The 25,148-nt window shown below is 34.6% G+C and carries 25 protein-coding genes; 23 read left to right on the plus strand and 2 right to left on the minus strand.

What is annotated here, in order from left to right:
* Positions 1–76 precede the first annotated feature (76 nt).
* From CLU83_RS14830 to CLU83_RS14840, 3 genes are all read left to right on the plus strand, one after another.
* The gene (locus tag CLU83_RS14830) at positions 77–658 is read left to right on the plus strand and encodes a Crp/Fnr family transcriptional regulator (protein WP_100432328.1); all 582 of its coding nucleotides are present in this window, start codon (positions 77–79) and stop codon (positions 656–658) included.
* Between the two features lie 135 nt (positions 659–793).
* Positions 794–1,801: a zinc-dependent alcohol dehydrogenase family protein gene (locus CLU83_RS14835; RefSeq protein WP_100432329.1), complete on the plus strand. Its 1,008-nt coding sequence runs from the start codon at positions 794–796 to the stop codon at positions 1,799–1,801.
* A gap of 100 nt (positions 1,802–1,901) precedes the next feature.
* Positions 1,902–2,519, plus strand: coding sequence for a nitroreductase family protein (locus tag CLU83_RS14840; protein WP_100432330.1), 618 nt, complete (start codon positions 1,902–1,904; stop codon positions 2,517–2,519).
* A gap of 87 nt (positions 2,520–2,606) precedes the next feature.
* Here the strand turns inward: CLU83_RS14840 and CLU83_RS14845 are convergent, their stop codons facing one another.
* Positions 2,607–2,969, minus strand: coding sequence for a helix-turn-helix domain-containing protein (locus tag CLU83_RS14845; RefSeq protein WP_100432331.1), 363 nt, complete (start codon positions 2,967–2,969; stop codon positions 2,607–2,609).
* An 89-nt stretch (positions 2,970–3,058) separates the two neighbouring features.
* Between CLU83_RS14845 and CLU83_RS14850 the strand changes: the two genes are divergently transcribed.
* The 3 genes from CLU83_RS14850 to CLU83_RS14860 are packed head-to-tail and all read left to right on the plus strand — an operon-like array spanning position 3,059 to position 4,555.
* Complete coding sequence (locus tag CLU83_RS14850) at positions 3,059–3,709, plus strand: NAD(P)-dependent oxidoreductase (RefSeq protein ID WP_100432332.1); 651 nt, start codon at positions 3,059–3,061, stop codon at positions 3,707–3,709.
* A gap of 21 nt (positions 3,710–3,730) precedes the next feature.
* Positions 3,731–4,090 carry a nuclear transport factor 2 family protein gene (locus CLU83_RS14855; RefSeq protein ID WP_100432333.1) on the plus strand — a complete coding sequence of 120 codons (360 nt, stop codon included), beginning with the start codon at positions 3,731–3,733 and terminating at the stop codon, positions 4,088–4,090.
* A 6-nt stretch (positions 4,091–4,096) separates the two neighbouring features.
* Entirely contained in the window at positions 4,097–4,555 is a 459-nt protein-coding gene (locus tag CLU83_RS14860; RefSeq protein ID WP_100432334.1) for a nuclear transport factor 2 family protein, read from the plus strand.
* Between the two features lie 176 nt (positions 4,556–4,731).
* On the opposite strand, the gene CLU83_RS14865 is transcribed toward CLU83_RS14860, so the two are convergent.
* Positions 4,732–5,100: a helix-turn-helix domain-containing protein gene (locus CLU83_RS14865; protein WP_100432335.1), complete on the minus strand. Its 369-nt coding sequence runs from the start codon at positions 5,098–5,100 to the stop codon at positions 4,732–4,734.
* 177 nt (positions 5,101–5,277) lie between these two features.
* Here CLU83_RS14865 and CLU83_RS14870 point away from each other — a divergent pair, with 177 nt between their 5' ends.
* From CLU83_RS14870 to CLU83_RS14935, 17 genes are all read left to right on the plus strand, one after another.
* Positions 5,278–7,065, plus strand: a complete 1,788-nt coding sequence (locus CLU83_RS14870) for an amidohydrolase (RefSeq protein WP_100432336.1) — start codon at positions 5,278–5,280, stop codon at positions 7,063–7,065.
* A gap of 81 nt (positions 7,066–7,146) precedes the next feature.
* On the plus strand, positions 7,147–7,719 hold the full coding sequence (locus tag CLU83_RS14875; protein WP_100432337.1) for a YceI family protein: 573 nt from the start codon (positions 7,147–7,149) through the stop codon (positions 7,717–7,719).
* A gap of 103 nt (positions 7,720–7,822) precedes the next feature.
* Positions 7,823–8,737 (plus strand): pirin family protein, encoded by a 915-nt coding sequence (locus CLU83_RS14880; RefSeq protein WP_100432338.1) that lies wholly within the window; start codon positions 7,823–7,825, stop codon positions 8,735–8,737.
* A gap of 196 nt (positions 8,738–8,933) precedes the next feature.
* Positions 8,934–9,290, plus strand: a complete 357-nt coding sequence (locus tag CLU83_RS14885; protein ID WP_100432339.1) for a DoxX family protein — start codon at positions 8,934–8,936, stop codon at positions 9,288–9,290.
* A gap of 117 nt (positions 9,291–9,407) precedes the next feature.
* Positions 9,408–10,274, plus strand: coding sequence for a pirin family protein (locus tag CLU83_RS14890; RefSeq protein ID WP_100432340.1), 867 nt, complete (start codon positions 9,408–9,410; stop codon positions 10,272–10,274).
* Between the two features lie 6 nt (positions 10,275–10,280).
* Positions 10,281–11,360, plus strand: a complete 1,080-nt coding sequence (locus CLU83_RS14895) for an alkene reductase (RefSeq protein WP_100432341.1) — start codon at positions 10,281–10,283, stop codon at positions 11,358–11,360.
* 79 nt (positions 11,361–11,439) lie between these two features.
* Positions 11,440–12,462, plus strand: coding sequence for an LLM class flavin-dependent oxidoreductase (locus CLU83_RS14900; protein WP_100432342.1), 1,023 nt, complete (start codon positions 11,440–11,442; stop codon positions 12,460–12,462).
* Positions 12,463–12,464: 2 nt separating this feature from the next.
* Positions 12,465–13,226, plus strand: a complete 762-nt coding sequence (locus CLU83_RS14905; protein ID WP_100432343.1) for an SDR family NAD(P)-dependent oxidoreductase — start codon at positions 12,465–12,467, stop codon at positions 13,224–13,226.
* 66 nt (positions 13,227–13,292) lie between these two features.
* Positions 13,293–14,198 carry a phospholipase A gene (locus CLU83_RS14910; protein WP_100432344.1) on the plus strand — a complete coding sequence of 302 codons (906 nt, stop codon included), beginning with the start codon at positions 13,293–13,295 and terminating at the stop codon, positions 14,196–14,198.
* Positions 14,199–14,233: 35 nt separating this feature from the next.
* Positions 14,234–17,137: an HD domain-containing protein gene (locus tag CLU83_RS22525; protein ID WP_232727126.1), complete on the plus strand. Its 2,904-nt coding sequence runs from the start codon at positions 14,234–14,236 to the stop codon at positions 17,135–17,137.
* 123 nt (positions 17,138–17,260) lie between these two features.
* Positions 17,261–17,767 carry a Pycsar system effector family protein gene (locus CLU83_RS22530; RefSeq protein WP_232727127.1) on the plus strand — a complete coding sequence of 169 codons (507 nt, stop codon included), beginning with the start codon at positions 17,261–17,263 and terminating at the stop codon, positions 17,765–17,767.
* Positions 17,768–17,778: 11 nt separating this feature from the next.
* Positions 17,779–21,441, plus strand: coding sequence for a metallophosphoesterase (locus CLU83_RS14920; RefSeq protein ID WP_100432345.1), 3,663 nt, complete (start codon positions 17,779–17,781; stop codon positions 21,439–21,441).
* A gap of 12 nt (positions 21,442–21,453) precedes the next feature.
* Positions 21,454–21,711: a hypothetical protein gene (locus CLU83_RS22880; RefSeq protein WP_369828774.1), complete on the plus strand. Its 258-nt coding sequence runs from the start codon at positions 21,454–21,456 to the stop codon at positions 21,709–21,711.
* 20 nt (positions 21,712–21,731) lie between these two features.
* A complete protein-coding gene (locus CLU83_RS22885) occupies positions 21,732–22,028 on the plus strand; it encodes a hypothetical protein (protein ID WP_369828775.1) in 297 nt (98 codons plus the stop codon).
* The gene (locus CLU83_RS22890; protein ID WP_369828776.1) at positions 21,938–22,321 is read left to right on the plus strand and encodes a hypothetical protein; all 384 of its coding nucleotides are present in this window, start codon (positions 21,938–21,940) and stop codon (positions 22,319–22,321) included. The genes CLU83_RS22885 and CLU83_RS22890 overlap by 91 nt, the downstream gene beginning before the upstream one ends.
* Before the next feature lie 28 nt (positions 22,322–22,349).
* Positions 22,350–24,392: a polyphosphate kinase 1 gene (gene ppk1 / locus CLU83_RS14930; RefSeq protein ID WP_100432346.1), complete on the plus strand. Its 2,043-nt coding sequence runs from the start codon at positions 22,350–22,352 to the stop codon at positions 24,390–24,392.
* The gene (locus tag CLU83_RS14935) at positions 24,389–25,141 is read left to right on the plus strand and encodes a phosphatase PAP2 family protein (protein WP_100432347.1); all 753 of its coding nucleotides are present in this window, start codon (positions 24,389–24,391) and stop codon (positions 25,139–25,141) included. The genes ppk1 and CLU83_RS14935 overlap by 4 nt, the downstream gene beginning before the upstream one ends.
* Positions 25,142–25,148: the final 7 nt, after the last annotated feature.

Here is a 25,148-nt window from a genome sequence, read left to right on the forward strand (position 1 = left end):
GGAACTTTGAATAGTGATTAAGTACCAAATCCGTTCTTTTTATTAGCTTGCCATCTTATAATTTAATCAAAAATCAATGCATCAAAATCTGTTATCTTACATAAACCGATATGCTTCTTTACCTCTTACTAACGAAGAAGAAGCTTTAATCGTAGCGACTTTTCAACCCAAAAAGTTCAGAAAAAAACAATACTTTTTGCAAGAAGGAGATATATGCAAATACGCTGGTTTTATTGTAAAAGGGGCTATGCGCCAATACAGTGTTGATGATAAAGGAGGAGAACATATTGTACAGCTATTCATTGAAAACTACTGGGCAAATGACCGTGAAAGCTCTACTATGCTTACACCATCTGTTTATAATATTGATGCTTGGGAAGATACAGATATACTTCTTATAACCAGAGCCGATATGCTGGATTTAATGGCAAAAATACCTGCAATGGCGGAAATGATACGCTTAATGGATGAAAGAAATGCTATTGCTAACCAACGAAGATTAAATTCTACTATCAGCAATACTGCAGAAAAACGCTATGAAGAATTTGCCAAAAATCACGCTCAATTTATTCAACGATTTCCGCAACACCTTATTGCTTCTTTTTTAGGCATAACCAAAGAAACGTTGAGCCGAATTAGAAAGCAAGCCATAAAGTAAAGACTTGATTTAAAATTTCACAAAAACCGTTGACAAATGTCAACGGTTTTTTTTATCATATCTCATTGTGGCAAGCTGTGTCTTTGATACAACTTTGCCTTATCAAAATGAATTAAAATTTTAAAAAATAAAACAATGAGTGATTTATCAAAAATGTCTAAAACAGTAGTTTTCCACGAAGCTGGGAAACCAGAAGTATTGAAAGTTGAACAAGTTGAAGTTGCTTTTCCAGCAGCACAAGAAGTACGAATTCAGGTTAAATCAATCGGAATTAACAGAGCCGATGCAATGTACCGTCAAGGAATGTATATCGAAAACCCTATTTTTCCAGCACAATTAGGCTATGAAGCCGCAGGAATTATTGAAGCTGTAGGTAACGAAGTTTCGCATTTGGCAGTGGGGGATGTAGTAAATGTGGTTCCGGGTTTTTCTTTACACAACTATGCTTCTTATGGCGAATATATTAATATGCCAGCGTATGCAGTGCACAAATATCCATCTAATTTGTCTTTTGACGAAGCGGCATCTGTTTGGACAAGTTACTTAACAATATATGGTATAGTTGTGCATTCGGGTCAATTAAAAGCGGGACAATTTGTGGTAATTAATGCTGCTTCTAGTAGTGCAGGATTGGCAGCCATTCAAATTACAAACTACGTTGGAGGAATTGCAATTGCTCTAACTACTTCATCAAAGAAAAAAGAGGCATTATTAAAAGCGGGTGCAGCTCACGTAATTGTAACTTCCGAACAAGATATTGCAGCCGAAGTTTTAAAAATTACAGAAAATGTAGGTGCTCATTTAATTTTAGATCCTGTAGTAGGAGCAAAATTCAGCAATCTATTAAGTTCAGTTGCCGAAAACGGAAAAGTGTTTGTTTACGGTGCATTAAGTCACGAACCTGCCAGTTTTCCAGCATTTGATGTTTTGATGAAAACCCCAACTATTAGAGGCTATTCAGCTATTGAAGTAATGGGGAATATGGAAGTTTTAATACAAGCCATCACTTTTATTGATAAAGGATTAGCGGAAGAAAAATTGAAACCAGTTATCGATAAAGTTTTTAGTATTGATGATATTGTTGCTTCTCATAACTATTTAGAATCCAATCAACAATTTGGAAAAATAGTAGTGAATATATAATTGCATTTTAGCTATATCAATAAAAACCGTTGACAAATGTCAACGGTTTTTTTAGTATTTCAATCTATTTTTGAAAAATTAAATAACTTAAAAATTTATTATGAAAATTAAAACAACTTTAGAGGAAAGACGTTCTGTTAATTTTTTTGACACCTCAAAAAAAATAGAAAAATCAACATTGTCTGATATTATTAATTTAGCAGTATTAGCACCTTCAGCCTTTAATCTTCAACCTTGGAGGATAATTGTAGCTGAAAGTACAGAGGCAAAACAAAAATTAAAAACATTATCAAATGATCAACCAAAAGTTTTGGAAGCATCTGCTTGCTTAATACTTATTGGAAATAAAAATGGCTGGGATAATACGAATCCTGTCTGGGATGAAATGCTTGTAAGTGTAGGTGGTAATCAAGAAATGGTTGATGGAGCCAAACAAGCAGCATCTTATTTATACGGTTCAACAGAAGATAACAAACTTAAATTTGCTGAAAGCAATGTTGGGTTATTGGCAATGTCAATAATGACGGCAGCAAAAGAATTTGGAGTAGATACGCATCCAATGAGCGGAATTAACTTTGAAGGAGTTCACAAAGAATTTGAATTACAGGAGCAAGAAACCGTAGTGATGACGATTTGTATGGGCTATTTTGACCAAACTAAAACATTATACCCGCGTCGTCCTCGACTTGGTTTTGACCAAATTGTAACTATTTTATAATTAGCTGCTTTCAATTTAAAAGCTAAAACCGTTGATAAATGTCAACGGTTTTTTTATGAAATATTAGGTACTGCAATAGCTTTTAAACTAACATTCCATTGTCAATTGATTATGAACTTTACCCCACTCTGCCATAGCTTCTAAAACAGGTAGTAATGTTTTTCCCTTTTCAGACAAATAATATTCTACGTGTGGCGGAACAATTTCTTTTGCATCTCTCACAACCAAGCCATCAAGTTCTAACTGTTTTAGTTGTTGCGCCAGCATTTTCTCTGTAGTGAATGTCAATATTTTTTTCAATTGCCCAAATCGCAATGGTTCATTTCGAAGTTGATATAGAATAATAGTTTTCCATCTTCCACCAATCATTTCAATGGTAAAGGACATTGGACATTTAGTAAGGACATTATTGTTTAAGCTATTGGTTGAATTCTCTTTTCTCTTTGCCATTTTTACGCTTACTTTTTAGGTAGTACTTGTTTTTATAATAGTGCAAATATACCTTTGTATTATTAAAAATCAAATAAAAATAAAAAACTATGAAAGTATTATTAATTGGAGGAACGGGCAACATTGGTCAGCGAATATTAAAAGAAGCTCTGGATAAAGAGTATGAAGTAACCGCAGTACAACGCAAACCAGAGGCATTAGAATTGAAACACCCAAATTTAACAGTAATCAAAGGCGACTTGTTGAACGAGGCAGAATTACCGTCTTTAATAGCTGGTAAAGATGTTGTTGTATCTGCAATATCACTTTATGCAGGACTATCACCTGAACAGTTTAAAAAAGCACACCAAAACCTTATTGATGCTTTAAAAAAACAACCGCAAACAAGAATTATTGCCGTGGGAGGAGGTACCAATAATGAGGTTGCACCAGGCGTAAGAATGTTGGATGTTGAAGATATTATGAAAAATATTCCAGAAGAATACAAGCCTTCGATTTTTGCACACGGTGAAGTGCAGAAATTATATGAAGCTTCAGGACTGGAAAACTGGACATATTTTAACCCCGCAGCAATGATACAAGCAGGCGAACGCACAGGTAAATTCAGGTTAGGAACTACTAATCTGGTTGCTGACGAAAACGGTGCAAGCTCTATTTCATTCGAAGATTATGCAGTTGCATTAGTGGATGAAATCAAAAATAAGCAATTTGTAGGCAAACCATTTACCATTGGTTATTAAATCAAATCATTATAAAATAAAATGGAAAATAAATTAGAACAATTACTGGTTCATCATTTAAACGAAATTTGGAATCAGCGTGACGAAACACTTCGGCTTACAGCTATTGAAAAATTTTATACGAAGGACTTTACGTTATTTGAAGAAGGCGAAAACGTAACAGGTTATGATGCTATAAATCATAAAGTAAGTACACTTTTAAATAGTTTTCCTCCCATTTTTTCTATAAAGCAATTAAAACCAATTGGTATTAATAACAATATAGGAAAATTAGATTGGGGTGTTGGTCCAGAGGGTGCTCCTCCAGTAGCAACAGGTACAGACATCGTAATTTTTGAAAACGGAAAAATAAAATCATTATATGTATTTCTAAATAAATAAAATAAAATGGAAAAAATCGTAAATTTAAGTGATGTTAAGGCTGTTCGCAATATGAACAACATCATCAACCTTCACGAAATGATGATTAACCAAAGAAAGCCAGACGAAGCTGTAGCAGAATTTTTAGATCCTGAATATATCCAACACGACCCTTTATTGGAAACAGGTGCAGCAGGTTTAGCAAAATTCTTCAAACAAGTAATAGATGAACATCCTACTGCTAGTTGGACGGGACAACGAATTATAGCTGCTGACGATTTTGTGTGGGTTCATTCTAACTTCCGAAACATCTTTAATGATGACCCAAATGATACAGGTATTGCCGGGGTAGATATTTTTAAAATGAACGATGAAGGAAAAGCCATTGAACATTGGGAAGTGCTGCAACTTGTTGGCACACCAGATAATGCAGCACCGTGGGTGTCACCCAATCTGAAAGCCTCCAATACAAATGGTATATTTTAAATTGTGCAAAAGTACTCTAATTTTCATTTTGTAAATTCAACAACTTAATCTAAACCGTTGACAAAATGTCAACGGTTTTTTATCAAATAACATAGTTTTGGCTAGGAGTTTTTAAAGGTTTTAGCAACATTAGTATTAATTCTTCCAATGAGTCCTGCTAAAATTAAATGCTTGAGTTAGTTATTTATTTTTGCAGTCCCTTGCTTGAGCGTCTCTTTATGTTTTTTGCCCCAGTCATTAAGCATTAGTATTATATCTACAAGCGATTCACAATACTTTGTAATAGAATATTCAACAGTAATAGGTTTAGTATTTTTAGCTTCTCTGACTATTAGCATATTAATTTCAAGTTCTGCCAATTCTTTAGATAATATACGGGGAGAAATTCCTAATAAACGAGACAGTTGATTAAACTGCATTTTCCCGTCTTTAAGCAAAACGGTTATTAAAGGTAATTTCCATTTCCCACCAATGACAGTAAGTGTATCATTCAATGCTACGCGTATTTTTTGGCACTCTTCAAAATCATCTGATAGGTTACTCATTTTTATAAGTTTATAAGTTTCATTACTATTTTAACAATAAACAAACTTACCTTATAATATTAAATAAACGAAATACTATTGTAAAGAGAAGTACTATTCTTTTTGTAACCCATAGAATTAACAGATAATATTCTATCTAAATTCGAACTTTATTAATCACAACTATAAATTTAAATTATGAAAAAAATAAGTGTTTTAATAGCTATTATGTTTATCATAAGTAGTAGAGCACAGTCACCACAACCTTTTATAGGTGCGGATATGATTGTATTTAATGCCAAAATAACTACGGGAAGTCTTTCACTACCCGAAGCTTCTGCACTAGCGGTCAAAAGAGGCAGGATTTATGCAGTAGGTACAGACGCTGAAATTCTCATTCTAAAAGACAACAGTACAAAATTAATAGATGCCGGCGGGAAGCGTTTGATACCTGGTATAAACGATGCACATACCCACGTACTGAACGAAAGAAGCTATAACTATACCTTAAGATGGGATGGCGTACCAACCTTAAAACGGGCATTGGAAATGCTGACCGAGCAAGCAGCAAGAACGCCCGAAGGGCAATGGGTAAAAGTAATTGGCGGATGGTCGCCCTACCAGTTTAAGGAAAACCGATTTCCAACGATAGAAGAGATTAAAAAAGCAGTTCCAAACAGACCAACGATTGTGCAATACGCATACAACAGGGCGTATTTAAATGATTTGGCGATGAAAGCCCTTGGAGTGGGAACCAGCCGTCTTCCTTCCGTGCCGGGAACGGAGCTTGAAAAAGATAAAAAAGGCAATTACACTGGCGTGATACGAGGCAATACTTTTTTCTTCGTTTCACTGGAATTTATGGAACCGCAAGCTAATGCAGAAGAACAGCTGAATTCACTTATTTATGTAATAAACGATATGAATCGCTTTGGTGTTACTTCTGCCGTAGATGCTGCCAGTATGATTTCATATCCGCAAGGGCACACCGAGATAGATTTATTAGCCCGTGAAAATAAGCTGAACATCAGGTTTCCTTTTATCGACCTCCAATTTGGAGATGTTAGCAGTCCATCTTTGATCGATGCAGAAATTAATGCGATTACAAAAAAATCGCCCGTAAGTCCGGGAGAGAACCTGCATCCCACAATGGCACACGGGCACGAATATGAAGGTACGGGCGAAGTGTTGAGGCTGGAACTACACGACCACGAAAATTTTGATAAGCCTGCTATTATTATTGATAAGGACACGATGCGTTATTACATCGAGAAAGATATAACCAAACTTGTACAGAGAAGAATCCCTTTTCGTATGCACATCAGTTACAACGAAAACATTACGCCTTTTTTAGATGCCTTGGAAAATATTAATAGAAAGATACCATTGGACGGTTTGCGTTGGAGCATAGAACACGCAGAAACAATAACACCTGAAAATATTGCCAGAGTGAAAAAATTAGGCGGTGGTATTTCGCTTGATACAAAAATGGCACTACACGGTGAAGGATTTATTAAGACTTATGGGCTTGAAAAAGCTTTGTATACACCTAGATTGAGAGAGCTTGTAAACAGTGGCATACCGCTAACAATGACCACCGACGCATTCAGGGCATCTACTTACAATCCGTGGGTTGGCATCAGCTGGATGATTACCGGAAAATCGGTTTCAGGAACTGAAATACTGGCAAAAGACAACCGTTTAACAAGAGAAGAAGCCCTTAAATTGTTTACTTATGGACCAACTTGGTTTGAGCAAACTGAAAATGAAATGGGTAAAATTGTTCCGGGCAATCTGGCAGATTTTGTACTGCTAAACAAAGACTATTTTACAATACCGGAAGATGAAATAAAAACGATTTCTTCTGCATTAACGGTTGTTGACGGCAGAGTAGTCTTTGGTACAGGAAATTACAGTAACCTAGCTCCAAAATTACCAGCGATACTTCCGGCTTGGTCACCACTAAAATATTTTGGAGGCTATTAACAACTAACATTGCAAGCAGAGAAATCCTGCGATGTTGAAGCATTTTTTAGAATCAATACATAAAAATCAAAGAATTTAATTATGAAAAAGTTATTGTCAATTTTAATAGTTGCTTTATTAAGCACGCAGGTTTTTGCACAAAACACTTGGAAGGTAGATCCGTATCACGCAAAATTAACCTTTAGCGTTACGCACCTTGGCATCTCCGATGTAGCAGGTTTATTCAAGAAATTTGATGTAACCATCACTACGGGAAAGGCAGATTTTAGCGATGCGGTTTTTGAACTTTCCACAGACGTTGCCAGCATTAACACAGAAGTGGAAATGAGAGATGATGATTTAAGGTCTGCTAACTTTTTTGAAGTAGAAAAATATCCAAAAATGACTTTTAAAAGCACCTCCATAAAGAAAATCAGCAAAAATAAATACAAGCTTGCAGGGAATCTAACCCTTCACGGCATTACAAAGCCTGTAACAATGGATTTATGGTTTAGAGGTACGGCTGAAAACCCACTGAACAAAGTAACATCTGCAGGTTTTCAATTAATGGGAAGTTTAAAACGTTCCGACTTTGGCATCGGACCCAAATTTCTTCCGTCTTTTATAGGAGATAAAGTAAATATAAGAGTGGATAGTGAGTTTATTAAAAAATAAAATTGCGAAGAATCTGTTGATGAAAATCAACAGATTTAATTATCATTTATCATCATTTTAAGCAAGTCTTTGGTGGTAATTTTAATTTTTAAATAAATGTAATATGATTGAAACAGTTATAGAAGCCCGACAGGCAATAATAAGCCCCGGATTTTCCGTCAAACGAATTCTTCCTTTTCGATTAAAGAGAATGCTTGGGCCTTTCATTTTTATGGACCACGGTGGCCCAATTAGCGTGCCAGCAACTCCAAATTTAGATGTTTTGCCACACCCTCATATTGGCCTATCAACCGTAAGTTATTTACTTGGGGGCAATGTTAATCTAACACACAGGGATAGCCTTGGTGTGGAGCAATTGATAAAGCCCGGAGAGGTAAACTGGATGACTGCAGGGAAAGGCATAGCCCATAGCGAACGTTTTGAAGACCCGGCAATACTGGCTGGTGGCGGGCTAGAAATGATTCAAACCTGGGTAGCACTTCCTGAAAAAGACGAGGAAGCAGATCCCTCATTCAAAAACTACATGGCAGAAGAATTACCGATTTTTACCGATAAGGGGATTTGGATGCGCTTGATAGCTGGTGACGCTTATGGTCTAACAAGCCACGTTAAAACCAGTTCGCCCTTGTTTTACCTGCACGTTGTTCTTGACCAAGGTACCAAGTTTGCAATGCCGAAGGAACATAGTGAAAGAGGTGCGTATATTGTTAAAGGTAGCGTTGAAGTTCAAGGTGTTACTTATCACGAAGGGCAGTTATTGGTATTTACCAAGGGGGCTGATACTTTGCTCATTGCAAAACAAAATACCACTTTAATGTTGTTGGGCGGTGAGCACATTGGCGACCGCTACATCTGGTGGAACTTTGTATCAAGCCGTAAAGAACGAATCGAGCAAGCCAAGGAAGACTGGAAACAAGGTAGAATTCTTTTGCCTCCCACAGATAATAAAGAGTTTGTGCCGCTGCCCGAAGATAATTCAAAACCAGCCGGAGGCCCGCCTCCCGGAGCACTTTCCTGATAAAGCTAAAGCAATTTCAATTTCTATAGTTTACACTAAATTTTCGGATAATTTAAATTATAGTATCGTCTAATTTCAAAAAACGTTGACATATATCAATGTTTTTTTTTATCATATCGCATCGCTTTAAGGGTTAGTTCTATCGCAATTTTACATTATAAAACAAACAACAAATTAACCTTAAAAATTAGAAAAAATGAACAAGAACAAAATTATTTACTGGGCTACAACTGGAATTATTTGTGCTATGATGGTATTTAGTGCTTACGGATATTTTTCAAATCCAGATATGAAAGCGGCATTCGTCCATTTAGGTTTTCCCGATTATTTCAGAATTGAACTTGGAGTTCTCAAAATTTTAGGAGCTTTAGCATTAATTCTTCCAATGGTTCCAGCTAAAATCAAATCCTTCGCTTATTTCGGATTTGCATTGACCTTTGTTTCTGCATTTATTGCGCATACAGCAAGTGGTGATCCAATGTCTGTGGCAGTTGCACCGATTATCTTTTTAGTGATTTTGGGAGTATCTAATTACTATCAGGATAAAATTTAAGAAATAAAATATCCACTAACAAAAAGTTTACGTAAGCAAAAAGCAACAGCTAAAAAGACAACTCAAATTAGCGATGAATATTCAAATAAGGTCGCTCAAAAAACAAATCCTATACCTATGAAAAAGGAAACCAGTTTCTCGACAAAAGGTAACAAAACCGATCTCGGTCCTTTGACTATCAATAGAATGTTACCTAATCAATATGCAAAAAAAGTGGGCCCTTTTGTATTTCTTGATTATGTTGCTCCTGCCATTAAAGAAGTGATCAATACAAAAGGAATGGGGGCTCATCCACATCGGGGGATTGCTACATTAACGTATATTCTTCAAGGCGAAGTAGAACATTTTGACAGCGCTGGACATACTGGAAAAATTTATTCTGGCGGTATGCAATGGATGAAAGCAGGAAATGGAATCGTACACGACGAAAATTTTAACTACGACTCCCAAACGGATAGTAAAATGATTCAAGGCTTTCAGTTTTGGATTAATCTTCCTGCCAAAAACAAAGCCGAAAGTCCAGACCATATAGCCATTCAAGCGGATGATGTACCTAGAAAAGCATTGCCTAATGATACAGGTTGGATAAAAGTAATTGTGGGCAATTATGAAGAATTGAGTTCTAAAATACCAAATTATTCCGAGCAGTTTTTATATCACATTCATTTGGAAGCGGGAAAACAGTTTTCCATAAGTTTGGCTGATAAAATAGAGGCTGCCGCTTTTTTGACCACACAAAATGCAATACTTAACGATACCGAATTTCAAGCTGGAGAGTTTGTAGAATTTGGAAGAAAAGCAGGAGAAATCGAAATAAAAAACATTTCCCAAACCAGTATCGATGTGTTATTGTTTGGTGGCGAAGAATATACAGAACCTATCGTGTCCGAAGGTCCGTTTGTGATGAATACACTAGCCGAAATATGTGACGCATACCGTGATTTTTATGATGGAAAATACGGGGAAATTAATCTAAATAAATAAGAAAAAATGAAATTATTACAATCAAATAAAATAGGGAATTTAACCCTAAATAACAGTATAGCAATGGCGCCTATGACACGTGCTCGTGGCGAAGGAAACGGAGTAGCAAATGATTTGACCGTTTTATATTACACCCAAAGAGCAACTGCGGGGTTGATAATTACGGAAGGCATCAATATCTCGGAACAAGCATTGGGAAGCCCTTTTACATTAGGAATTTATACAGAAGCCCAAATTGAAGGCTGGAAAAAAGTAACTAATGCAGTACACCAAAATGGAGGGAAAATTTTTGCCCAGCTTTGGCATACAGGTAGAGTAGCTCATTCGGCAGATAAAAATGGTGTATTGCCAGTTGCACCATCTGCAATTGCTATTGCCGGTCAACAACATTTTTCGTCGCAAGGACTTGTAGATTATGAAATCCCAAGAGCATTGAGCACGATAGAAGTAAAACTAGTGATACAAGACTACAAACAAGCTGCTATTAATGCCATTGAAGCAGGTTTTGATGGTGTAGAACTTCACGCCGCTACAGGTTACTTGCCTAATCAATTTTTAGCCGAAAGTGCTAATACTCGCAAAGATGAATATGGTGGAAGCATCGAAAATCGCAGCCGTTTTATTCTAGAAGTAATGCAAGCAATGGGAGCAGGAATTGGAGCAGATAAAGTAGGAATCAAATTATCACCAAGTATTCCTTACAACAGTATTCTTGAAAGCGATCCACTAGCAACTTACACCTATTTAATAACACAACTAGATAAGCTACCATTGGCATACATTCATTTAATGAATCCCTTATTTCTTCCCGAAGAAGGTTTCGACCAATATGCAAAAGATGTAATGGGAACTTTCGGTACACTAACCAAACATACGGTAATTGCTAATGCAGGATATAATCGTGAAACTGCCGAAGCTGAACTAAACAAAGGAATAGCCAAAATCATTTCCTTCGGAGTTCCGTTTATTGCCAATCCCGATTTGGTAAAACGTTTTGAACTTAATGCCGAACTTAATGAAGCCGACCATACTACGTTTTACGGAGGTAATGAAAAAGGCTATACCGATTATTCGGGTTTAGCATAGTCAAGAATAAATTATGTGATGTAATTTTTACCAAGTCATAAAAACTTCTTTACTTAAAAAATAATTAACAACTCATACTATGGAAATAGGAATTGACAGTTTTGCATCTGGTACAATTAAAAATGCCGTTGATGGAGCAGATATACTCGAAGATTTATTAACACGAATAGAACAGGCGGATCAGGCTGGTCTATCCAGTTTTGGTATTGGAGAACACCATCGTCGGGAGTTTTTTGATTCGGCACCAGCCATAATTTTGGCAGCCGCAGCCGCTAGAACAAAACAAATTAGATTAACCAGTGCAGTAACTGTTTTGAGTGCTGCCGATCCAGTGAGAGTTTTTCAGGAATTTGCGACTCTTGATCTTATTTCAAGAGGAAGAATAGAATTAGTAGTAGGACGGGGTTCGTTTACAGAATCATTTCCTTTATTCGGATTCAATCTTCAGGATTACGATGCCCTTTTCTTGGAAAAATTGGAATTGTTAATCCAAATTCAAAATAATGAAAAACTAACTTGGTCAGGTAAGTTCAGAGCTCCTTTACACAATCAGCCTATATATCCAAGACCGTTTCAAGATACATTGCCTTTATGGATTGGTGTTGGCGGTACTCCTGCATCCTTTGTAAGAGCAGGTACATTAGGATTGCCACTAATGATTGCCATCATTGGTGGTGAAACAAGACGATTTCGAGGATTAGTTGATATGTATCGAGAAGCGGGAAGACAAGCAGGACACTCTCCTGAACAATTAAAAGTAGGCATTCATTCTTTAGGTTATGTTGCTAATGACAGAGAAAAAGCTTTTGCTAATTATTATCCTGGCTACGCCGAAACGGTTACCCGAATAGGAAGAGAAAGAGGCTGGCCACCAATGACAGCGGGTCATTTTGAAGCTCAAGTGGGTAAGAATGGTGCATTATTAGTGGGCGAACCAGAAGAGGTTGCTGATAAAATTATTCGATTTAGTGAAGATTTGGGAGGCGTTTCCAGATTTACTTTCCAGATGGATAATGCAGGTTTAACACATTCACAATTAATGAAATCCATTGAATTGATTGGTAGCAAAATGATTCCATTAGTAAATAATTATAACAACTAAAAATGAAAAACAGATTAGAAAATAAGGTGTGTATTATCACAGGAACTGGGGGTAGTATTGGACGTGCCGCGGCAATTCGTTTTGCGGCAGAAGGAGCTTTGGTGGTTGGTTGTGATTATAATAGTGATGCTGGTCAGAAAACATTAGATTTAATCTTGGCATCCGGAGGCAGTATGATTTCCCTTCACCCAGTCGATTTGACAAAGATAGAAGAGTGTAAAAAGTTAGTAGAACTAGCCATAAAAACATACGGACGTATCGATGTACTTTTCAACAATGCTGCAATGGCGCACTTCAACTGGATTGAAGATATTAGTGAAAACGAATGGCATATGAACACCCGTGAAGAGGTTGATTTGGTGTTTTTCTTAACTCAAGCGGCGTGGCTATATTTAAAACAAAGTCACGGCACAATTGTAAATACGGCTTCACTTTCGGGACACAGAACATTTAAAACGTTAGGAGCCCTTGCTCATGCAACCGCCAAGATGGGAATTATTGGTATGACAAAGCAATTGGCTATGGAAGGTCGTGAACACGGAATGAGAGCCAATTCGATTTCGCCAGGTGTAATAGAAACTAACCAAACGCAGGAACAACTTAAAGATAAAGAATGGGCAGATTATATGATAGGAAAAACGTTAGTTAGCCGTCTTGGTAAGCCTGAAGAGGTTGCAAATGCTGCCTTATTTCTGGCTTCAGATGAAAGTTCTTTCATAACAGGTGTTGATATTAAAGTTGACGGAGGAATGTCTATTTGGTAAAAAGTAATTCAAAAATAATAAGAGCAAAGCAAACAATTGCTTTTAAATTAATTAAAAAAAATTACTATGAAAAATCATTTCAAAAAAACAATCCAAATACTGATAGCTTCTTTATTTGTAACCACGTCTTTACTGGGACAATCATCTATTTTTAAAAAACGGGATGCTTATCAAACACTTTCACAGATTTGGGAATTAGACCCTGAAACAACTCGGGAAGGCTTTATTTTAACTACCTATAAACCCGTTTATGTTTTACCGTTCCGGTTTTCGAGTCATAGGCGTGAGATTCCTTTTGAAGTGCCAGTTGACGAAGTTCAGGTGGATAAACCAATGGAATTAGACAATGTAGAAGCTACGATACAATTAAGTTTAAAAACCAAAATAGCTCAAAATATTTTAGGAAAAGGTACTTTATGGCTGGCTTACACTCAAAAATCATTTTGGCAGGTTTATAATGTCGAATTTTCAAGACCTTTTAGAGAAACCAATTATGAGCCTGAATTGATATTTAACTATCCTATAAAATATAATTTTTTAGGATTAAATACTAAAATGGTCGGTTTTTCATTTAATCATCAATCCAATGGAAGAGAAGGCAAACAATTTTCTCGTAGCTGGAACCGATTTATTATGCACGCAGGTTTTGAAGACAAAGATTGGAGTTTGGTATTAAGAACCTGGGTAACCGCTGAAATTAGTGAAAACCCCGATATTAAAAATTATATGGGCAGAGGTGACGCTACCTTCAATTACAGATTAAACAAACATTTATTAACATTACGTGGTCAGCATTCTTTAAGAGGCGGTTCTAATAATCACGGTAGTATTGAACTCGACTGGGCTTTTCCTATATATGGAAATCTAACTGGCTACGGTCAGTTTTTTCACGGTTACGGAGACGCGATGATCGATTACAATCAAATACACACTATTGCTGGAATTGGGATGGTATTTTCAGGAACACTATAAATCCTAATAAAAAGTTTTTTTAATATTTAATGGCTATGATTCAAAATTATAAATACATAAGTCCTTTCAAAATCCTGATTTCTTTTCATAAATTGATTGAGGGATTAGAACAAATAGCACTATCCGATATTGACTATAGATCCAACTATGCCAAGGGTTTATTGGATCAGATAAAAGACAAACCTGAATTTATAAGTGGTATAGATAATCTGAATATAATCGAAAATAATCAGGAACAAATAAAGAATTTATTAGCCGATTTATTCCCCACAGCATTAACTCATAATGAAATAAAAGCAGTAACATTACCTTTTTATGATATTACTTTTAATTATTCTGAACGCTTTAAAAAAATTTTAGATGATGTTGGAGCAACATTTGATATGAGCATTCGAGATATAGATGAACATCAGTTTTATATAATGAACTGCACCCTGATATTAAATGGATATTATGGTCAAAATGTTGATTTTGGGAAACCCTTATTTTATGATATTCCAGACAAAAATGGCATCATTAAACATTATAAAATATTGTATAATGCAGACTTTTTGGAAATATACCCAACAGGCAATACTCGATTTTTAACCCAAACAGAAATTGAAGAATTAATCGATAATTATGATGACATCGATTTATGGAAAAGAGCATTCCCTGAAAATTCTTGGTTTCTAAAAGGATTTTCTATAATATCATTGGTAGATGTAACGGTTGAAAGTGCTGTTTCCAATCTGAAATCAAACCTATTAAAAACGGATGCAGAAAAATCAAAACTGAATGATAGTTTCGAATCTATTTTTAGATCTGTGCTAAAGATTCCAGATTTAAGAATTGGTGTAACTTTTTATGATGAAGAAGAAGCCAGTTTTGTAACACCGCCTTTCAATGAAGGTAAATCAAAAAGCTTTTTATTATTGGATGTTCAGGGCGCCGATTGTAAAAATGCACTTTGCGGATGTTCTTATGAAAGTTTGATTGAAAATAACAAACCCTTCATCATTCCCGATGTTTTAGAATTTGCTAAAACCAAAGAGAATTACCAGTTTGGCGAACATTTATTGAGCCAAGACATTCAGAGTTTTTTATTAGCACCAGTTATCAAAGACAATAAATTATTGGGATTATTTGAGTTGGCATCTTCAACCGTTAGAGCTTTAAACTCGGTTAATGCTAATAAGCTGAAGTTGATTTTGCCTTATATATCCGACACTATCGAAAAGACTAATGACGATATGATTAATCAATTGGAAGCTATTATCCAAAAGGAATACACAGCAATTCATCCAAGTGTGTATTGGAAATTCAAGAAAGAAGCCAAGAATTATTTCCATTCCAATATTTCGATTAAGGACTATACTTTCAAAGAAATTGTCTTCAAAGACGTTTATCCTTTATATGGACAAATAGATATTAAAGGCTCATCGGAAAATAGAAATAACGCCATTGTTAATGATTTGAAAGAACAAATCAACCAAATTATTGACATAATTGATCTCTTGAATTTGGATAAAAAAATGGGCGTTATTGAACAAAAAAAGTTTGAATTGCAAAGCTTTTTATTAGAATTAGAGCTACCGTTTCAAAACAATCTGGAACAAATTATTCATCATTATATCGAAACTGAAATTCATTCCTTTTTAAAAAATACAGCTTCTAATAAAAAAACGGAAACTCTGATAAATGATTATTTCAACAAATTAGACCCTAAAACAGGAATGTTTTATCAGACCCGAAAAGATTTTGATGATACCATAATGAGTATCAACAAAAGACTTTCTTCCATATTGGATGACAAACAACAACAAGCACAGGAAATTTTCCCGCATTATTATGAGCGTTTCAAAACCGATGGAGTGGAGCACAATTTATACATCGGAGCTTCGATAGAACCAAACAAAACTTTCGACACTATGTATCTGCACAACCTGCGATTATGGCAGTTGGAAACACTTTGTGAAATGGAATTGGAACACCATAAACTAAAAACAACCTTGCCCTACACTCTAGATGTTACTTCGTTAATACTCGCGTTCAGTTCTCCTATTTCTATCCGTTTCAGGATGGACGAAAAACGGTTTGATGTCGATGGTTCCTATAATGCACGCTACGAAGTCGTTAAAAAAAGAATTGATAAAGCTTTTGTGAAAAATTCAGCAGAACGCATAACGCAAAAAGAGAAAATTACCATTGTATATTCTAATTCATCTGAAGAAAAAGAATATACCAAATACATTAAATATTTGCAACACAAAGGTTTATTAGAAGACAAAATAGAGAAACTAGAAGTCGAAGATTTACAAGCTGTTTCGGGCTTAAAAGCACTTCGAGTGAAAGTGAAACACAACGACAATAGTTTATTGATAGAAGCTTCAGTATTCATTACTAACCTTTTCAAAGAAAGATTGGATTCAAAATATTCCTATCATAATCTGGAACATACAAAAGGGGTTGTTATAGGCATTGAAACCCTATGCAAAGCTGAAAAAATAAATCAAGAAACGACCGATATACTCCTTTTGGCTGGCTGGTTTCACGATGCGGGTTATATAGACGGTGGCGAGAATCACGAAAAAAGAAGTGTCAAAATTGCTTTAGATTTTTTACAGGATGCAACTGTTTCTGACAACGTTCAGCAAAAAGTAAGCGACTTAATTTTGGCAACTACATTCAATTATATTCCTAAAAATAGATTGGAAAAAATAATAAAAGATGCTGACAATGCTCATTTAGCCAATGAAAATTATCCTGATTCATTAGAAAAATTAAGAACCGAATGGGAAAACTCCATCAACAAAACCTATTGTAATACTGATTGGTTCACGCTGAATATTGAATTTCTTAAAAAACATCAATATTATACAAAATTTGCGCAAAAAGAATGGCAAAATTCTAAAGAAGCAAATCTGAAATTAATTGAAAAAAAACTATTAAACATATAATATTATGGAAGAAAATATCCTGGAAAACGACAAATTAGAAAAATCATTTCTAACAGAGAACGACAAAAAAAGAAAAAAAATAAAGGGCTGAAAGCAGAGAAACCAGACAAAGCTATTGATACAATGTTTAAGACTACCTTAAGCAACCACAAAAATTTAAGTCGTTTTGTTGATAATAAAGCTCACATTTTATTATCCGTGAATGCCATAATTATTTCAATTTCGCTCTCAAAGATTATTCCAAAATTGGATAGTCCAGCAAACACACATTTAATTATACCAACATTAATTTTGATTGTATCTAGTGTGGCTTCAATGATATTTGCTATTCTAGCCACAAGACCCAATGTAACTAAAGGTAATTTTTCTCGAAAAGAAGTAGAAGAAAAAAAGGTCAATCTTCTGTTTTTTGGCAATTTTTACAAAATGCCTTACGAAGATTATAATTGGGCAATGAATGAATTAATGAAAGATAGTGAGTATATATACAATTCTATGATTAAAGATTTGTATCATCTGGGAATAGTTTTAGAAAAAAAATACCGATTATTAAGAACGACATACAACATTTTTATGTTCGGAATTATTATTTCTGTTCTGGCTTTTCTAATTGCTTTTAAATTTCAATAAAAGACATCCATATGAAAAAAGCATTCCAATATCTCTTGATAGTAACATTCCTGATACAATCTTGTGCCACTTTCAAACCACAATATAGTTCTGATGCTAAACAGGAAATCTATCCAAACGACAAGAAAGTGGTGCATACTTTTTTTCTTGTTGGCGATGCTGGGAATGGTGTGTTTAAGGATACTGTAAACAATCCAAATTCATTGGTAAATTCTATAAATTCGGCTACTAAAAACAGCACTTTACTTTTTTTGGGAGACAATATTTATCCGGCTGGAATGCCAAAAACAGATGATAGCAATCGAAAGGATGCCGAAAAAAAACTGCAAAATCAAATCGATGTTGCGAGTACATTCAAAGGGAAAACTATTTTTATTCCAGGCAATCACGATTGGTATAGCGACGGTGTTCAGGGACTAAAAAGTCAGCAGGAATTTGTAGAAAAACAGTTAGGCAAAAAGTCATTTTTACCTAAAAACAGCTGTGCAATAGAAACTGTAAATATTAGCAATGATATTGTACTTATCATTGTTGACTCGCAATGGTACATTACCAATTGGGACAAGGAACCCACCATAAATGAAGATTGCGATATAAAAACAAGAACCGCTTTTTTAGACGAATTCAGAAGCGAAATTAAAAAAGCCAGAGGTAAAACGACTCTTGTAGCCATTCATCATCCTATGTTTAGCAATGGTTCTCATGGCGGACAATATTCTTTTAAAAGTCATTTACAGCCTTTGCCAGTTTTAGGAAGTTTAAAGAACTTAATTCGGGAAACCAGTGGTATTTCCAATGCCGATTTGCAAAATGATAAATACAATGAGTTAAAGAAAAACCTGGTTGCTTCTGCACAGCAAAACGATAAAGTAATTTTTATTTCAGGACACGATCACAATTTGCAGTATATTATTGAAGACAATTTGCACCAAATCATTAGTGGCTCGGCTTCTAAAATATCAGAAACCCGAAATACAAAAGGAGGTCAGTTTTCCTATGGCGTAAATGGTTATGCCATTGTCGATGTTTTTGAGGATGGCTCTTCTTTTGTCCGTTTTATAAATAGTAATGACAACAAAGTAGTTTATCAATCCAATGTGCTGTCGCCTGATACTAAAAAGCAAAATTTCACCTTTGATGCCAATTTTCCATCCGAAATAAAAAGTAGTATCTATGATATAAAAGCCACCACTAAATCCAATTTTTATAATTTTTTATGGGGCAAAAAATATAGGAATACCTACAGCATTCCTGTAACGGCAAAAACTGTAAATCTCGACACTTTATTTGGTGGACTAACACCTGTTAGAAAAGGCGGTGGAAATCAATCGAAGACATTGCGGTTAAAAACGAAAGACGGAAAACAATATGTCATAAGAGCAATGAAAAAAAATGCGAGCCAATACATTCAATCCGCTGTTTTCAAAGATCAATATGTCGAAAGTAAATTTAGGAATACTGCTTCCGAAAGTTTGGTAATGGATGTTTTTACGGGTTCGTATCCGTATGCACCATTCATAATACCCGATCTTTCAGAAGCTATTGGAGTGTATCATCTGAATCCAAAATTGTATTATATCCCAAAACAAAAAGCATTAGGCGATTTCAATAATGAATTTGGAGATGAATTATATCTTTTTGAAGAGCAGGCTTCAGAGGATAATTTTGAACTTGATGTTCCGAATTTTACAGGAAATGTAATCAGTACTGAAGATCTTATACTCGAATTGCATTCAGACGAAAGCAAGACGGTAGATGAATCAGCCTATATTAGAGCACGGTTATTTGATATGCTAATCAATGATTGGGACAGGCATCAAGATCAATGGCGTTGGCTGGAATTTAAAGAAAACGGAAAAACTATTTTCAGACCATTGCCAAGAGACCGAGATCAGGCGTTTTCTAAAATGTCAGATGGATTTATTTTGGGAACTGCTATAAGATTAATTCCTCCTGCAAAATTATTACGAAAATATAGTGATGATCTCAAAGATGTGAAAGGTTTCAATATAGAACCTTATCCGCTTGATATTGCCTTTATAAAATCGGCAGATAAAACCATTTGGGATGAGCAGGTTCGTTTGATACAAAACAACCTGACCAATGAAATAATCGAAAAGTCGTTTCAAAATATTCCGAAAGAAGTAAATGACGAAACGATTACATTCATCAAGCAAACACTTCAGGCAAGAAAGAATAATTTACAGCAAATTTCAGACAGGTATTTCAAATTAATCAATAAATATGCAGTTATAACAGCAACAAACAAAGATGATTTAATTAAAATTGAATGTGATGAAAAAGTAACAGTTTCGCTATTTCGAAAAAAGAAAAACAATACCAAAGAGTTATTTTTTTACAAAATATACGACCCAAAACTAACTAAAGAACTCTGGATTTATGGACTCGATGACAAGGATGATTTTGAAATTACAGGTAAGAGCAAGAAAATCAAAATTCGTCTTATTGGTGGGCAAAACAATGACGAATACAGCGTCCAAAATGGCAAAAACATATTCATCTACGACTATAAAACCAAAAAGAATACGATTGAAAACACAGATAATGCGACCATAAAATTGAGAGATGATTACGATGTGAACACCTATGATTACAAGAAATTAAAAACAAATACCAATCAAATTATCCCAATCGTTGGGGCTAATCCAGATGATGGATTGAAAATTGGAGTAAACAATATTTATACGCAATATGGTTTTGAAAGAAATCCTTTTTCAGCAAGACACCAGTTTAAGGGAGCTTATTATTTTGCAACCAATGGCTATGAATTGAATTATAACGGAGAATTTGCCAATGTAATTGGAAAACTAAACCTCTTAGTACAATCCAATTTTCAAAGTGCTAATTTCAGTCAGAACTTTTTCGGATATGGAAATGAAACTGTAAATAACGATGACATTTATGGAATGGATTACAATCGGGTCAAAGTCCGTGATTTTGGTATTGCACCATCGCTCGTCTGGAGAGCAAATGGAGGCAGTAATGTATCTTTCGGTGGATTCTACAAATCAGTAGAAGTCGAAGAAACCCGAGGCAGATTTGTTGATAATAACAGCGAATTATCTCCATCTATTTTTGAAGCCAACCAATTTGCAGGAGTACGTTCTAAATTTCAATTCGAAAATTATGACAATAAAGCCTATCCTACTATCGGAATGAAAACAGCTGTAGAAGTAGGATTTACAACTAGTCTGGAAGATTCCAAAAGAAATTTCGTTTATATTATTCCAGAAGTGAGCTTTAACCATAAACTGATTCCGTCGGGGAAATTGGTTTTAGCCACCCAGATAAAAAGCCGTATTATTTTCAATGATAATTTCGAATTTTATCAGGCATCTTCTATTGGAGGAAATGATGGATTAAGAGGATTCAGGAACCAGCGTTTTACAGGACAACAATCTTTATTTCAAAATACCGATATCCGATATACCTTCAATAGTTTAAAAACGGCTCTTCTTCCAATACGAATAGGTATTTACGGAGGATTTGATTATGGACGAGTTTGGATAAAAGACGATAATTCTAACAAATGGAACAACTCTTACGGAGGTGGATTTTTCATTAACGGAGTCGAATTATTAACAGCAAATCTTGGATTATTCAATTCTATTGATGGTTTAAGAGTTGCTTTTTCATTGGGATTTCAATTTTAAAAAGTATTAAAAATGATAAAAGTATTTACATTAGTCGCCATAATTTCTTTGTTTTCTTGTGAGAGCAAAAATCAAACAACTCCTTTAAAACAAATAGCTGAATTGCCAAAAGAGTTAAAAGAAGTTTCTGGGATAGCCTATTCCAACAATTTGATTTACAGTATTGAAGATAGCGGAAACGAAAACCAAGTGACTGTTTTAGATACTTTAGGAACAATCACAAAAAAATTACGATCAACAATACGGAAAATATCGATTGGGAAGATGTAATCTTTGATACCAAAGGCAATTTGTACATAGGAGATTTTGGCAACAACGACAATACCCGAAAAGATTTAGCCATTTACAAAATTGATCAATCGAATCTGCAAGGAGAAAGTGCTAATGTTGCCTATACAATTTCTTTCGATTATCCAGAACAAACGGAATTTCCACCCAAGAAAAAAGATTTAATGTTCGACGTTGAAGCTTTTTTGAGTACAATAATCATTTCTATTTGTTCACCAAAAACAGAAGCAAAGGTTTTGATGGTACGAGTTACATTTACAAAATCCCCAATACAGCAGGGCATCATCACGCCCAATTAATAAAAACCATTACTACTTGTACCGATTATCAAAACTGTGCTATAACCAGTGCCACAATTAGTCCTGATGGTTCCAAATTTGTATTGTTGTCGCATTCTAAAATTTGGCTTTTCGAAAACTATTCTAAAGACAATATTACCGATGGAAAAATGAGCGAATTAGATTTAGATCACTTTTCTCAAAAGGAAGCCGTTTGTTTCAAAACTAATGAGACTTTACTTATTGCTGACGAAAGAGTCAAAAAAACAGGCGGAAATTTATACCAAGTACCCCTGCAATCTTTAAAGAAATAAAATTCACTTTTCATCTTATATAAAAATTATGGAGCTAAATTGTACAATTCCATCGGAGATTTCTTGGCTTTCTTTTAACAGTTGCATTCTGGATGAAGCCAATGATAAAAGTAACCCATTATATGAGCGTATTAAATTTTTAGCCATTCATTCGTCTAATTTAGATGAATTTTTTAGAGTAAAAATCAATACATTATTACTGGGAAATTCAGAGAAAAAGCACACTTTATTAAATCAAATTTTAGCAGAAGTAAACCGCCAGCAAAATGAATTTGGTGTAATTTGGAAAAACACAATCGTACCAGAATTAGCCGATAATAAAATTGTTTTGTATGAAAATCAAGAAATCACAAAGGAACATTTAAACGAAATAGAATATTATTTTAAGAGCATAATCCTTTCTTATATTCAGGTAGTTTACATTTCAGAGAACAATCCTAAACCTTATTTTTTGAATAATCGAGGATTGTATTTATTGGTAAAATTAAAAGATGTTGCAGGTAATTTCAATTATGCATATCTAAATATTCCTTCCGACAAACTCAATCGTTACAAGCAATTGCAAAGCCAAAATGACACGAACTACATTATTTCTATTGACACCATCATCAAGAAATGTTTGTCCTTTATATTCCCTTTAGAAGAAGTTATTTCTTGTAATGCAATAAAATTAAATCGGGATGAAAACTATAAAATTACCGATGAAACTTCAGGAAATTTAATAGCGAAGATAGAAGCCAAAATTGACGAACGAAAATCAGGTTCAGCAACACGATTTTTGTATGATGCCAGTATGGAATCGGAAACTATTTTGGTTTGTAAAAAAGCCTTTCGATTGCACGATAACGAAATGATTGAAGGAGGAAGCCATCATAATCTTTTTGATCTATTCCAATTTCCAAATCCAATAAAGCCAAAACTTCAAGGTCAAAATTATCCGCCATTAAAGCATTATCCTTTTGAAAACAACACTTCTATTTTTGAAATTATTGACAATCAAAATCAATTAATTCATTTTCCTTACCAATCCTATCATTATGTTTTACAGTTTTTCAATCAAGCAGCAATTCATAAAAATGTTACTGAAATAAAAATTACGTTATACCGAATCTCATCACAATCACTAATTGCTAATGCTTTGATAAGTGCTGCAAAAAACGGCAAAAAAGTAACTGTTTTTGTAGAAGTCAAAGCCCGATTTGATGAGAATAACAATTTATTTTGGTCTAAAGAAATGAAAAAAGCAGGCATCAAAATTATTTACAGTATGCCTAATTTAAAAGTACACGCCAAAGTCGCTCTTGTTACGATGAAAAATGAAGCAGGCAAAAACAAATTTTACAGTTATTTATCCACAGGGAATTTTAACGAAAGTACCGCCAGTATTTATTCTGATTTTGGCTTTTTCACTTCTGAAAAAAAATACACAACCGATTTGAAAAAGGTATTTGCATTTTTAAAAACCAAGGAAAAAACAGCAACAATAAAAAACCTTTTGGTTGCTGGTTTTAATATGAAAGACAAACTAATCGAATTAATAAACACTGAAATTACGAACAAAAAAGCGGGGAAAGAAGCATCTATTTTAATAAAAGTAAACGGAGTTGATGAAAAAGAGATTGTCGAAAAACTTATAGAAGCAAGCCAAGCTGGTGTTCAAGTAACGCTTTTGGTACGTGGAATTTGCACTTTATTACCTGAAATTAAAAACACCACCGAAAACATAAAAATCTATCGTATTGTGGATATGTTTTTAGAACACGGCAGAATTTACAAATTTGCCAATGCTGGCAAAGAGAAAATCTACTTATCATCTGCCGATATGTTAAGCAGAAATTTAAACCGGAGAATCGAAGTTGCTTTCCCAATAAAAGATGAAAATCATATAGCCGAAATCAACACCATAATTCGATTGCAATTAGAAGACAACACCAAAAAAAGAACTATAAATGATAAAGGGTTGAATGATTCAATTATAGAAAATAAAGATAATCCAAGACGCTCTCAAACAGAAATTTATGACTGGATTGCACAGAAAAATAAAATTTCCCAAACAGCCAATATAATATGAGAATTTCAAGAAGAATAAGTACCCTAATACTTTTGATGGCATTGCTACAACTCAATGCCCAAAATAGTATAAAAACCGATACACTAAAAACCGAAAACAAATTTAAAATCAAACAATTCATTATTCCAACCGTATTAATTGCATACGGAACCATAAGCCTAAATAGTAGTATGCTGCATAAAGTTGATGAAGAAATTAAAGAAGATGTGCAAAAAAACAATAAATACAGATTTGACACTTATATGCTATTTGTGCCTGCAGCATCAGTATATGCACTTAATGCTATGGGCATCAAAGGAAAACATAATTTACGGGATAGAAGTATCATTTTAGGAACATCCTATTTAATTATGTTAAGTACAACAATGGGGTTAAAATCGATAACCAAAATCGAAAGACCAGATGGCAACGATACTAATTCATTTCCATCAGGACATACTGCGGGTGCTTTTGCAGGAGCTGAATTTTTGTGGCAAGAATACAAAGACAAATCAATTTGGTATGGCGTTTCAGGATATTTTGTAGCATCGGCAACAGGATTTTCTCGAATCCACAACAATAGGCATTGGTTTTCGGATGTGGCAATGGGAGCAGGAATTGGAATTTTAAGTACAAAATTAGCCTATCTCGCTTTTCCATACATCAACAACAAATTATTAAAATCAAATAAAAATGAGGGTTCAACAATGATAGCTCCTTTTTATAACGGAAAAGAAGTAGGAGTTGGAATGATTATGAACTTAAAATAGAAACAAA

This window comes from Flavobacterium sp. 1, from assembly GCF_002797935.1.
In the GTDB taxonomy this organism is placed as follows: domain Bacteria; phylum Bacteroidota; class Bacteroidia; order Flavobacteriales; family Flavobacteriaceae; genus Flavobacterium.